This window comes from Alishewanella sp. d11, from assembly GCF_049390205.1.
Taxonomy (GTDB): Bacteria; Pseudomonadota; Gammaproteobacteria; order Enterobacterales; family Alteromonadaceae; genus Alishewanella.
Genome location: NZ_CP186547.1, coordinates 2,254,230 through 2,266,282 on the forward strand (window position 1 = coordinate 2,254,230; position 12,053 = coordinate 2,266,282).

The window sequence follows — 12,053 nt, forward strand, 5'->3', positions numbered from 1 at the left end:
TAAGGCAGGATTTAACAGACCATGAGTAACGACGTTGTGTTTGGTATCCATGCGGTGAGTGCCATAATGGCACGCAGCCCGCAGGATATTTTGGAAGTGTTTGCACTAAAAGATCGGGAAGACAAACGGTTACAACCTTTATTGCAGCAAGCTCGGCAATTAGGCATTTCTATCCAGTTTTGTAATCGTAAAACCCTTGACGATATGACCCAAGGCCAGCATCAGGGCATTGTCGCCAAAGCTCGCTTAAGCAGTGGTGGTAATGAAAGCGATCTGGCCACTATTTTAGAGACCAATGCTAAGCCCTTTTTGTTAGTGTTAGATGGCGTAACGGACCCGCATAATCTGGGCGCAATATTGCGCAGTGCTGATGCCGCGGGTGTGCATGCGGTGATTGCGCCGAAGGATCGTTCAGTCAAGCTGACGTCGGTAGTGCGTAAAGTAGCCTGTGGTGCGGCCGAAAGCGTACCTTTTATTGCGGTAACGAATCTGGCCAGAACACTACGCCAGCTTCAAGATGCTGGGGTTTGGGTAGTTGGCACTGCCGGTGAAACAGAAACCTTGGTCTATCAAGCAGATTTAAAGGGGGCCTTGGCGTTAGTACTGGGTGCTGAAGGCGAGGGGCTGCGCCGTTTAACTCGTGAAACCTGTGACGCCTTAGTCAAGATCCCCATGTTTGGCAGTGTATCCAGTTTAAATGTGTCTGTCGCAGCGGGTATCTGCTTGTTCGAAGCCGTCCGGCAAAGAGCTTATTAATCTCTCCTTAAAGCCATCCAATACTCAAAAATTAGCGTAAGCAAAGTTGTCTACGCTAATTAATTATGTTAATTTCAGGTGAAAAACGTGCTGCCATGGCTGCTAATGCAACCAAACGTATGGCATTATTAACCACACCAGAAATATGACGGAGTCACTGTATGGTTCGCAAAAGTTTAGTAACAGTATGTCTGACAGCTGCAGTGTTATCAGTTACAGCCTGCGGTGGTTCTGGAGGGGGCGCGGCTAGCCCTACTGATAATGGTGCTGGAGGAGGTGCTGGCGGTGGTACCACAGTGACGCCTCCTGTCTGGACTGCCGGCCAGTTTGCTGCGGAAGGCACCTTTAAAAATTTTTGCCAAGTTCCTCGAACGGGGATTGATCCTTTCAGTCGGCAGCCTTTCCCTGATATGGCAGGCACCAGCATGCATGAAAAGATGTGGTTGCGCTCTTGGACGCATAATACCTATCTTTGGTATAGCGAGGTCCCGGATAATGATCCTGTCCCATTTAGTGTCAGTGATTATTTCGACCAACTGAAGACGCCACAGCTTACCGACTCAGGAAATGCCAAAGATAACTTCCACTTTACGGAAAATACCGAAGAATACCAACAAAGCACCCAAGCTGGAGTCTCTGCAGGCTATGGTATCCGTTGGTCATTTGGTAGTAATAGACCGCCGCGCTCGTTAACTATTGCTTATACCGAACCCGCTTCACCTGCGGCAAATGTCGGTCTCGTCCGCGGTGACCGATTACTCAGTATCAATGGCGTTGATTTTATTAACGATAGTACAGATTCCGGTCTTGCAGTATTAAATGCAGCCATATTTCCTGCAGCAACGGGGCAAAGTTTTAATTTTGTGTTTGAATCTGCGAGTGGTGTGCAAAAGGCAGTCACCATGGCAGCGGCTAATGTGGCGTCGAGCCCTGTGCAAAATGTTAAGGTATTAGAAACCGTTGCAGGTAAAGTCGGTTATATGCAGTTTAATAGTCATATCGCATTAGCTCAGCCACAATTGATCAATGCGATAAGACAGTTTGCGACTGAAAATGTGAATGAGTTGGTTATTGACTTACGCTATAACGGTGGTGGCTTACTTGCTCTAGCTTCACAACTCGGATTTATGGCAACCGGGCCTGCGATCATTCAAGATCGTATTTTTGAACGGACTATTTTTAATGATAAACATCCTACTATTAATCCAGTAACAGGGCGGCCGCTGTCAGCACTGCCGTTCTACTCAAAAGAAATTGATTATGAAGCGGGTATTTTGACAAACACTGATTTACCTTCATTAAATCTCAGTAGGGTTTTTGTATTAAGTACCGCAAATACCTGTTCAGCCAGTGAGGCCTTTATTAATGGTTTGCGGGGGATTGACGTTGAAGTGATTCTGATTGGCGGCCAAACCTGTGGAAAACCTTATGGCTTTTATCCCACCGATAACTGTGGTACCACTTATTTCACCGTGCAGTTCACTGGAGTCAATGCGAAAGGTTTTGGTGAATTTTCCGATGGCTTTGTGCCGAAGGCTTCTCCGCAGTTTGCGGCTGATGTGAAGGGGTGTCCATTGCCTGATGATTTTAGTCAGCAACTTGGTGATGTTAACGAACGCCTATTAAATGCCGCAATTTTCTATGCCAGAAACGGCAGTTGTCCTGAAGTGTCTGCTGCTGCAGGGGGCGCGGCTGGCTTATTACGACCTGATAACGAGACACGTATTGATGCGAATGCTGCAGGTCAAATGCGTTTACTGGACCCGCGTTATCAGGATATTTTGTTTAACAGCAAACTGATCACTGAGATCAAATCTGTTGAGGAAGCACCGTGAAGCCAAGTTTAGCGCTAAGTGTTATGGCTATGGTTATGCTGATAGGTTGCCAAGCCAGCAGTGCCGCAGAGCCTGCCGTTTTGATTAAGGTTGATAAGGCTATAAAGCAACAAATAGAGCGCTTTGTCATAGACATTGTGGGCGGCACGCAAGTGTCATTGGCTGACAATGTGTTAACAGAACAAAGTGAGCTTTTTATTGAACAGCGAATGCCGCTGGATGCGCAGGGGCGGCCACTTGATGGCCGTCACTCTTTGCCTTCATACCGATTTACACTGGTAAAAGTTCAAGGTCACTGTGTGTTACAACATCCTGGGTCAGGTAAAAGTGTACAACTCACCAATACGACTTGTCGGGCGGTGACGAGTAATCACTAAACGCGGCTTGCATAAGATAGGCAACTCTTTAGCGGATTGCCTATCAGCTCTGCGCCTGATGATAAGATGTGATTAAATACCGAGTGCGACCTGAGCTGTAGGAATGCCCCTGTTTTTGCCTTTCTTTATTTCTTTGCTTGTTATTTACCCGCTAACTCCGTAAAATACGCGACCTTCGGCCATACATCTAACGTTCCTTGCCTTTATGAGAACCCGGCCGAGCTCTCCCGAGGCTTACTAACCGTAAGGAGCTACAATGCGTCATTACGAAATCGTTTTTATGGTTCACCCAGATCAGAGTGAACAAGTGCCTGGTATGATCGAGCGTTACACTGGCGCGATCAAAGAAGCTGGCGGTACTATCCACCGTTTAGAAGATTGGGGCCGTCGTCAATTGGCTTACCCAATCCAAAAACTGCACAAAGCACACTATGTGTTGATGAACGTGGAAGCGCCACAGAACGTGATCGATGAGCTGGAAACTAACTTCCGCTACAACGATGCTGTTTTACGTAACCTGATTATGCGCACTAATGGTGCCATCGTTGAGCCATCACCAATGGCCAAGGTACGTGACGAGCGTCGTGAGCGTGCTCCTCGTGATACTGAAGAGCATGTAGCACACGACGAGTAAGTTGTTGATGGACAATTACCTTGTGCTTAGTGGCGCCCTTTGTCGGCACCCTGAACGCAGTGAGAGTCCGGCGGGGATCCCGCACACTGTGTTAACCTTGGAACATCGTAGCATGCAACAAGAGGCTGGTTTAAACCGTCAGGCTTATGTGCGGATGCAAGTAGTATTAAGTGGCACAGTGTTACACCAACAAGCTCAGCATTTGACGTTGGGCAGTAGCGTTCGGGTAGGCGGTTTTTTAAACCGACACCAGAGCGGCAGTGGTCAGGCAAAACTGGTCCTGCATGCGCAACAGATTGAACAATTAAGTTAGGAGACAGACAAATGTCACGTTTTTTCCGTCGCCGTAAATTCTGCCGTTTTTCTGCAGAAGGCACTGTAGAGATTGATTACAAAGACACCGCCGTTCTGAAAAACTACGTTACAGAAAGTGGCAAAATCGTACCTAGCCGTATTACTGGCACTAGCGCTAAATATCAGCGTCAGTTAGCTCGCGCCATCAAACGCGCTCGCTACTTGGCTCTGTTACCATACAGCGACTCACACAGCTAATACAGAGGGGTATAGGCAATGCAAATTATTCTGTTAGACAAAGTCGCTAACCTTGGTGGTTTAGGTGACAATGTAACTGTTAAGTCTGGTTATGCACGTAACTTCTTATTCCCACAGGGTAAAGCAGTTCCAGCTACCAAAGTTAACATTGAAAAATTCGAAGCCCGTCGCGCTGAATTAGAAGCCAAATTGGCTGCTGACTTAGCTGCTGCTAACGAGCGTGCGGCTAAGGTTGCTGAGCTGGCAGAAGTGACTATCGCTTCTAAAGCTGGTGACGAAGGTCGTCTGTTCGGTTCTATCGGCACCCGTGATATCGCTGATGCGATCACTGAAGCTGGTGTAGCGGTTTCAAAAGCTGAAGTTAAGTTACCAAACGGTACCTTACGTGAAACTGGCGAGTTCGAAATCGATCTGCAGTTACACGCTGAAGTTGTAGCAACTATCAAAGTAGTTGTTATCGCTGAAGCCTAAGGCATTAAGCGCACTGCTCTAGGGCAGTGTGCTTTCCTCTTTTTTGTTTCCCCCTGCATTTTATTCATCTGCAATACAGCTTGCACTCACTAAGATTTTCCATACTTTGCTTGGACTTCTGCTCAGCGCAAGGTAGCATATCCACCAGAATTGGTTTTTTCCCCTTCGGCAGTTTAATACCTTATGAGTAACATAAAAGATAAGCAGGTTGCAGCTATAAAGATGCCGCCGCATTCTATTGAAGCAGAGCAATCGGTGTTGGGCGGTTTGATGCTGGATAATGAGGCATGGGATCGCGTATCTGAAAAAGTGGTTGAACAAGATTTTTACTTACGTTCACACCGCTTTATTTTCAGCGCTATGCTACGTTTAGCCGAATCTAATCAACCAATCGATCTGATTACCGTCTCTGAGTCTTTAGAAGCAAATCAGCAGTTAGAGGATATTGGTGGCTTTGCCTATCTGGGCGAGATTGCTAAAAATACCCCAAGTGCCGCTAATATTCTGGCTTATGCCGAAATCGTCAGGGAGCGTGCCGTGGTGCGCGATATGATAGCGGTAGCACATGATATTGCTGATGCCGGCTATGATACACAAGGCCGTACCAGCGCTGAGCTGCTAGACTTTGCTGAAACCAAAGTATTTAAAATTGCCGAGCAGCGCGCTAATGCCAACGAAGGCCCGGAGCCAATTAATAATATTCTGGCAAAGACCATCGATAAAATTGATGCGCTGTACCGTTCGCCGCAAAATGGTATTACCGGGTTATCTACCGGTTATGTTGATCTGGACAAAATGACCAATGGCTTGCAGCCGTCAGACTTAATTATTGTTGCTGCGCGACCTTCGATGGGGAAAACCACCTTTGCCATGAATTTGGCCGAGCATGCCGCCATTACCAGCGATAAACCTGTGCTTATTTTTAGTTTAGAGATGCCCTCGGATCAAATTATGATGCGGATGTTGGCTTCGCTTGGTCGCATTAACCAAACCAAGGTGCGTACTGGGCAGCTGGAAGATGAGGATTGGGCGCGCTTATCCTCGGCAATAGAATTGCTGAATACCAAAGGCAAAATGTATATCGACGATGCGTCAGGCTTAACCCCAACCGAAGTTCGTTCAAGGGCGCGTCGAGTTGCGCGCGAGCATGGCGGCTTAAGTATGATAATGGTCGACTATTTACAGCTAATGACGGTACCGGGGTTAAGTGAAAACCGTACCTTAGAAATTGCCGAAATTTCTCGCTCATTAAAAGCCTTGGCAAAAGAACTCAAGGTTCCGGTTATTGCGTTGTCGCAGTTAAACCGCTCATTGGAACAACGGGCAGATAAAAGACCGGTTAACTCAGACTTGCGGGAATCCGGTTCTATTGAGCAGGATGCGGACCTGATTATGTTTATCTATCGGGATGAGGTTTATAACGATGACAGCCAAGATAAAGGGTTGGCAGAAATTATTATCGGTAAGCAGCGGAATGGGCCTATCGGTAAAATTCGTTTAACTTTCCACGGTCATTTTTCCCGTTTTGATAATTATGCTGGGAGCGCACGTTTTGAGGATGAATATTAATGAGTCGGCGTCCGGTTGCGCAAATTGATTTGGTTGCGCTGCAGCATAATTTACAGAGAGTGAAAACGCTGGCACCAGCAAGTCAGGTACTTGCAGTATTAAAGGCTAACGCGTATGGCCATGGTTTAGTGCGTGTGGCTCAAGCGTTAAGCGAGGCCGATGCATTTGCGGTTGCGCGAATTGATGAAGCCTTAGCATTACGAACGGCAGGTATCGTTAAACCGATAGTGTTACTGGAAGGTTTCTATGAAGCCGCTGAATTGCCTATTTTGTTGGCAAATAATTTGCAAACCGTGGTCCATAACGAAATGCAATTAACAGCGCTCGAGCAAACCCCTTTGGAAGGACAACTAAAGGTTTGGTTAAAAATTGATTCAGGCATGCACCGCTTAGGGATTGAACCGAGTGAGTTTGACAGCTTTTACCGGCGGTTATGGCAATGTTCAGCTGTTTTACCCGGCATTCGCTTAATGAGCCATTTTTGCTGTGCAGATGAACTTAGCTCTGCAAGAACAACCTCACAGTTAGCGCTGTTTGAACAGATCATTGCAGGCAAAGCTGAACAGCGTAGTTTAGCCAATTCAGCCGCTATTTTAGCGTGGCCGGCGAGTCATGCCGAGTGGGTAAGACCTGGATTAATGTTACATGGTATCTCGCCTTTTAATGGGCATGTTGGGCAGCAACATCAGTTGAAGCCCGTAATGCGCTTGAGTAGTCGTTTAATTGCACTGCGTAACGTTCGGCAAGGAGAGCGAGTAGGCTATGGTGCCACTTGGCAAGCACCTATTGATACAATATTGGGCGTTATTGCTGTAGGTTATGGTGATGGTTATCCTCGACATGCCTGCAATGGCACACCAGTATGGTTAAATGGTCGTGAAGTTGCCTTAGCTGGTCGCGTCTCTATGGATATGATTACCGTTGATTTAGGACCAGATGCACAAGATAAACTGGGAGATGAAGCGGTACTCTGGGGGCCGGAATTAGCAATAGAAAGGATTGCCACTGCGGCAGGAACAATCCCTTATGAGTTACTCTGTAATATAACCCCTAGAGTAGACTACCAGTACTGCTAGAGCTAAATAGGTGTATGTAATACATTTTAAGCAACAACTGAAAATGCTATTTATCGAAACTTACTTCTATATGTACTTTGCCAAAGTCTGAATTAAACGGCATCAGAATAGTGGGGCCTTCGCATTTATGGGTAATAGTATGGCTTTTCCCAGAAACAATGATGGGGGTAGCCATAGTGAATTCATAGCCTTTTTCACCTAATATGCGTTTGGCGCCACCTGTTACCATATTGGTAATTTCGCCAACCATGTCAGTGACATCGGCATTGATACTGGTTGGGCGCTCACCTAACATCCGAAACATAATTTCAAGCGCGAGTGATTCATCAAAGCTAACTGAAAAAGATCCTTTCATGGTAGGACCCACCATACCTATCAGACCAGAAACATCACCATGTGCCACTTCATCTTTTTTAATGCGTGGTTGGCCAGGAACAATTTTGGTGTTTGCCATAGTTGACAACACATTTACGAGTGAAGACAAAAACGGATTGATATATTCAACATTCATTTAAAATGCCTATGAGTTTACAATTCAGCTGTTCTTGGGACATTATTGGATAAGCCTAGAAGTTTTTTATTGTTAATACAAGCGTCATGCGTATTTATGTGATTTAATTTCCAATGCAATTTCTGCATTTGCCTCTTGCTTCAATGGTCTGATGATGGATATGAAAGCCGAGAGCTGCAGCTTGTTTACTAAATTCGGTATGTAAAGCACTGGAGTGTAGTTCGGTGACATTACCACAGGCATCACAAATCAATAATTGTGCAGGATGATGTTTGTCGAAATGCTGACACAACATAAAAGCATTGCTTGATTCGATTTTATGAATAAAGCCTTGCTCAGTTAAAAATTCTAAGGCTCGGTAAATGGTTGCAGGTTTTGCCGCTGGTTCGGTTTGCTTTAATTGTTCCAACAAGTCATAAGCGCCTTGACCACCTTGATTTTCTGCCATAAGCCGAAAAACCTTTTCCCTAATTGTGGTAAAGCGCGCACCATTTTGTTCACAAATAGCCTTGGCGCGCAACACTAAACTTTCAGTCGACATATCTACTCTCCAGTCACTTTGACAGCAGTGTATCATATTGCTTGCAGTTCGCCATGTCTGCTCGTGCATTAACAATACACATAAAGTCCGGTAAAACGACCGCTAATGCTGATTTTTCAGCTATTTTGCGGTATAATCTGCGCCCAATAAACTGCTAGTTACGAAATGCTCCACTCATCGTCAGGTATGTCATGCCAAAATTTCCAGCCAAAAGTGCAGGGTTAATAATGCCCTTGTTGTTATCTATTTTTATGACTTGCATCGTCTCCTTGGTCAGTACCCTGAAAAGCTTGGGATTAGACGCGTTTTCTTTAAACGGTTGGTTATCCGCATGGGGTTTATCTTGGTTGATAGCGTTTCCCACTTTGCTGCTGGTATTGCCCTTAGTCAAAAAGCTGACAGCTTATCTTGTGAATTCCTGAATACCGATTGGAGAGCGATGCTTTGAATACCCTAATTTTACCCCAGCGCTTTTCCGTCGCCCCTATGCTGGATTGGACCGATCGGCATTGTCGTTATTTTCATCGCTTAATGTCAAAGCATGCGGTGTTATACACGGAGATGGTGACGACTGGCGCAATTATTCATGGTAAAGGTGATTATCTCGCTTTTAATGAAGAAGAGCACCCGCTGGTGTTACAGCTTGGCGGATCGCATCCTGCAGATATGGCTCATTGTGCTCGTTTGGCGGAGCTACGCGGCTATGACTCAGTCAATATCAATGTTGGCTGTCCTTCTGATCGGGTGCAAAATGGCATGTTTGGCGCGTGTCTGATGGCGAATCCGCAGTTAGTGGCGGATTGTGTCAAAGCTATGCAAGATGCGGCAGGTATTCCTGTTAGTGTGAAAACCCGGATAGGGATTGATGATTCGGATGAATATCAATTTTTACAAGATTTTGTTGAGGTAGTGGCAGCGGCTGGCTGTAAGCAATTTGTAGTCCACGCTAGAAAAGCCTGGTTAAAGGGGTTAAGTCCAAAAGAGAATCGGGAAATTCCGCCGCTAAATTATCAGCGAGTGCATCAATTAAAACAGGATTTTCCAGCGCTGGATATTTGCATTAATGGCGGCATTAAAACGCTGGCTACGGCCTGTGAGCAACTGCAGGTACTAGACGGTGTAATGATAGGGCGTGAAGCTTATACTAACCCTTATTTATTGAATCAAGTTGATGCCATACTCTTTGACGACCACCGTCAAACCTTGACTGAACACGAAATTGTCAGGCAAATGCTACCTTATATTGAAAAGGAAATGCAGCTTGGCGCTCGGTTTTGGCATATTGCCCGTCATATGTTAGGTCTATTTCAGGGGCAACCAGGAGCGAGACAGTGGCGCAGATTGCTGAGTGAACAAGGTCATCTACCCAATGCCACACCAGAACTGCTATTGCAAGCCTTACATAAAGTACCTGAAAACCTTTCTTAATAAAAATACAAATAAGTGGTGAGATTCACCACTTATTTGTATTGTCATGCATGTCATGCAAATTTTCTAGCATGGCTTTTATTTAAAGTTATTTTAAATCAATTGTTTATTTGATTTTCTTAACTGGCATAACATTTGAAACACGCAACCCTGTGTACTTGATATTGATCACTAGAGTAAGGGAATAGCGCCATGCCAGGACTTTTTGATATAACACTGATTATGATTTATCTATTACCTGTATTAGGGCTAATCTTGGGCATGTTGCCTGCGTTATTGGTTTGGCATCTTTGCTTGCTGAAGCGCAGTCGCACGAACCGAAAAGTTACTGCTAAACAGGTTAACAATGGATTTACGCTGTCGTTATAATTTTTTTGGTGTAATATAAAGAGCGTAATCTGAAATGGCTGATAAGATTAAACACTTTATAATTTCTTCAGTAATACAATTTTATTATCATGCCTTAAAGGTATTATCGCGTCGTTGGGAGTGTGACTATGAATAAATCAAAAGTGGCTATTTTTACGGCGCTTTCTTTAGTTTTTCTACTCTTTATAGTCAGTTGGTGGGTGAGTAGAGAACCTGAAATAATGCTGGAAAAGATCCAGCAAAGTGTTTCTCAGCAAAATGCACAAGCAGTTGTGGGATATACGACTACAACTGCATTAATCATGGTTACTGAAACCTTGTTGGATAAACCTGGTGGTTATCTATCCAACGATATTCTGCCGCCTTTTAGTCTATTAGATAATATGCCCGCGTGGGAGTTTGGCGTATTGGAGATGTCACGTGATTTAGTGCTGGCCTTTCGCAAAGACTTTAGTCGCTCGCAATCTCAGTCGGCTGAAAATGCTTTTTTAAAAATTGCTCAACCACAGTTTAATATTAACCATCGTAGTTGGGTGTTACCCAGTGCAGAGTCTGAGTATCGCAAAGCCATTGGGCAATTTTACTTATATCGGGCTGCTTTGGCTGACGCTGAGCAAACCGATAATCAGTTTTACGCGAGAGCTGATAATTTAAGAGATTGGCTGAAGAATGTTGAAAAACGCTTAGGCAGTTATTCGCAGCGACTTAGTGCTAGTGTTGGTCAAGAGCGCTTCAATACCGATTTAGCGGGAGATGCCGAGGCAAGACAATCAACGATGTCTCCAGAGCGACGCATTGTAAAAACGAGTTGGTGGAAACTAGATGATGAGTTTTATGAGGCGCGAGGTGCAACTTGGGCGCTATTACATTATTTAAAAGCCATCGAAGTAGATTTTGCCGATGTGTTACATCGCCGTAATGCCATGGTCAGTTTACAGCAAATTATTCGTGAGCTAGAAGCAACACAGCAAGCGCTTTGGAGTCCGATGGTGCTTAATGGTGACGGTTTTGGCATATTAGCCAATCATAGCTTAGTCATGGCAAACTACATTTCTCGAGCGAACGCCGCTTTAATCGACTTATCAGAACTTTTAACCCAAGGATAATTACAGAATGATACGTTTAGCATGTGCTTTAGCGTTAGCGGTTTTTGGATATAGTGCAAAGGCGCAGGCAGATACTGTTATTGGCATTTATGCTGGCGCTGATTTCTGGCAAAGTGAAAGTAGTGGTCGCTTCGCTAATAATGATCCCATGCAGGCTTTTACATTTGCAGACCGCTCTCAGCAAGCTTATTACCTAGCGTTTGAGCACTTCGTGCCTGTTTTGCCAAATGTTCGAGTGCAGCATGCTGCAGTAAAGGTCTTTGGTGAGGCAACTCTGACAGAAAACTTTCAATTTGCTGGTTCAGTTTTTCCAAGTGCCAGTCAACTAGACTCGTCACTAAGCTTACGCACTACAGATTATATTTTTTATTATGAGCTGTTTGATAACCCGCTGTTAGCATTGGATTTAGGTGTAGGCGCAAAAAATATTCAGGGCGATGTCGCTGTCACTCAAGCTCAATTAACAGGGACGCAGCCGTTAAATCAATGGCTGCCTATGCTGTATACCGCTACTCAAGTGAGTATTTTGGCAACTGGATTTGATGTTTTTGCATCCGGTAGTCTCAGTGGCGACAGTGATAGCCAATTTTATGATGTTCAGGCTGGCTTGGCTTATCAATTTACAGAGACTATCCTGCTTAATGCGCGCTTCAAACTTGGAGTAAGAGCCATGGAGTTACAATTCTCTGATCTGGATAATCTTGATGCCGATGTCAGCATCAAAGGTATTTTTGCCGGTATAGAGTTGCACTTTTGACCGCATGAATCATCGCGATATTTAAGCTTGATTCATCGGTGCTGAACTCATAATTTGGTTAGGTTTACAAA

The 12,053-nt window shown here is 44.9% G+C and carries 15 protein-coding genes; 13 read left to right on the plus strand and 2 right to left on the minus strand.

All coding sequences use genetic code 11. The features are described from left to right. The first annotated feature begins 21 nt into the window (after positions 1–21). The 9 genes from rlmB (at position 22) to alr (ending at position 7,270) form a co-directional block, all read left to right on the plus strand. Complete coding sequence (gene rlmB, locus ACO1PK_RS10265; protein ID WP_423185541.1) at positions 22–756, plus strand: 23S rRNA (guanosine(2251)-2'-O)-methyltransferase RlmB; 735 nt, start codon at positions 22–24, stop codon at positions 754–756. A gap of 161 nt (positions 757–917) precedes the next feature. Next, on the plus strand, positions 918–2,591 hold the full coding sequence (locus ACO1PK_RS10270) for a S41 family peptidase (protein WP_423185542.1): 1,674 nt from the start codon (positions 918–920) through the stop codon (positions 2,589–2,591). After that, entirely contained in the window at positions 2,588–2,968 is a 381-nt protein-coding gene (locus tag ACO1PK_RS10275; protein ID WP_423185543.1) for a hypothetical protein, read from the plus strand. The genes ACO1PK_RS10270 and ACO1PK_RS10275 overlap by 4 nt, the downstream gene beginning before the upstream one ends. 256 nt (positions 2,969–3,224) lie before the next feature. Then, complete coding sequence (rpsF, locus tag ACO1PK_RS10280) at positions 3,225–3,602, plus strand: 30S ribosomal protein S6 (protein WP_423185544.1); 378 nt, start codon at positions 3,225–3,227, stop codon at positions 3,600–3,602. Positions 3,603–3,609: 7 nt separating this feature from the next. Then, on the plus strand, positions 3,610–3,915 hold the full coding sequence (gene priB / locus ACO1PK_RS10285; protein ID WP_423185545.1) for a primosomal replication protein N: 306 nt from the start codon (positions 3,610–3,612) through the stop codon (positions 3,913–3,915). An 11-nt stretch (positions 3,916–3,926) separates the two neighbouring features. After that, positions 3,927–4,154 (plus strand): 30S ribosomal protein S18, encoded by a 228-nt coding sequence (gene rpsR / locus ACO1PK_RS10290; protein ID WP_008218940.1) that lies wholly within the window; start codon positions 3,927–3,929, stop codon positions 4,152–4,154. 18 nt (positions 4,155–4,172) lie between these two features. After that, positions 4,173–4,625 (plus strand): 50S ribosomal protein L9, encoded by a 453-nt coding sequence (rplI, locus tag ACO1PK_RS10295; RefSeq protein ID WP_423185546.1) that lies wholly within the window; start codon positions 4,173–4,175, stop codon positions 4,623–4,625. Positions 4,626–4,808: 183 nt separating this feature from the next. Beyond that, entirely contained in the window at positions 4,809–6,194 is a 1,386-nt protein-coding gene (gene dnaB / locus ACO1PK_RS10300) for a replicative DNA helicase (RefSeq protein WP_423185547.1), read from the plus strand. Then, a complete protein-coding gene (alr, locus tag ACO1PK_RS10305; protein ID WP_423185548.1) occupies positions 6,194–7,270 on the plus strand; it encodes an alanine racemase in 1,077 nt (358 codons plus the stop codon). Before dnaB ends, alr begins: the two co-directional genes overlap by 1 nt. Positions 7,271–7,316: 46 nt before the next feature. Here the strand turns inward: alr and ACO1PK_RS10310 are convergent, their stop codons facing one another. Both ACO1PK_RS10310 and ACO1PK_RS10315 read right to left on the minus strand, forming a co-directional pair. Continuing rightward, positions 7,317–7,781 (minus strand): chemotaxis protein CheX, encoded by a 465-nt coding sequence (locus ACO1PK_RS10310; RefSeq protein WP_423185549.1) that lies wholly within the window; start codon positions 7,779–7,781, stop codon positions 7,317–7,319. 103 nt (positions 7,782–7,884) lie between these two features. Continuing rightward, a complete protein-coding gene (locus ACO1PK_RS10315; protein WP_423185550.1) occupies positions 7,885–8,322 on the minus strand; it encodes a transcriptional repressor in 438 nt (145 codons plus the stop codon). A gap of 191 nt (positions 8,323–8,513) precedes the next feature. Here ACO1PK_RS10315 and ACO1PK_RS10320 point away from each other — a divergent pair, with 191 nt between their 5' ends. The 4 genes from ACO1PK_RS10320 (at position 8,514) to ACO1PK_RS10335 (ending at position 11,982) form a co-directional block, all read left to right on the plus strand. Next, the gene (locus tag ACO1PK_RS10320) at positions 8,514–8,744 is read left to right on the plus strand and encodes a DUF2798 domain-containing protein (RefSeq protein WP_423185551.1); all 231 of its coding nucleotides are present in this window, start codon (positions 8,514–8,516) and stop codon (positions 8,742–8,744) included. A gap of 22 nt (positions 8,745–8,766) precedes the next feature. Continuing rightward, on the plus strand, positions 8,767–9,750 hold the full coding sequence (gene dusA / locus ACO1PK_RS10325; RefSeq protein WP_423185552.1) for a tRNA dihydrouridine(20/20a) synthase DusA: 984 nt from the start codon (positions 8,767–8,769) through the stop codon (positions 9,748–9,750). A 497-nt stretch (positions 9,751–10,247) separates the two neighbouring features. Further along, positions 10,248–11,225 carry a DUF2333 family protein gene (locus tag ACO1PK_RS10330; protein WP_423185553.1) on the plus strand — a complete coding sequence of 326 codons (978 nt, stop codon included), beginning with the start codon at positions 10,248–10,250 and terminating at the stop codon, positions 11,223–11,225. A 7-nt stretch (positions 11,226–11,232) separates the two neighbouring features. Then, positions 11,233–11,982: a TIGR04219 family outer membrane beta-barrel protein gene (locus ACO1PK_RS10335; RefSeq protein WP_423185554.1), complete on the plus strand. Its 750-nt coding sequence runs from the start codon at positions 11,233–11,235 to the stop codon at positions 11,980–11,982. The last annotated feature ends 71 nt before the right edge of the window (positions 11,983–12,053 follow it).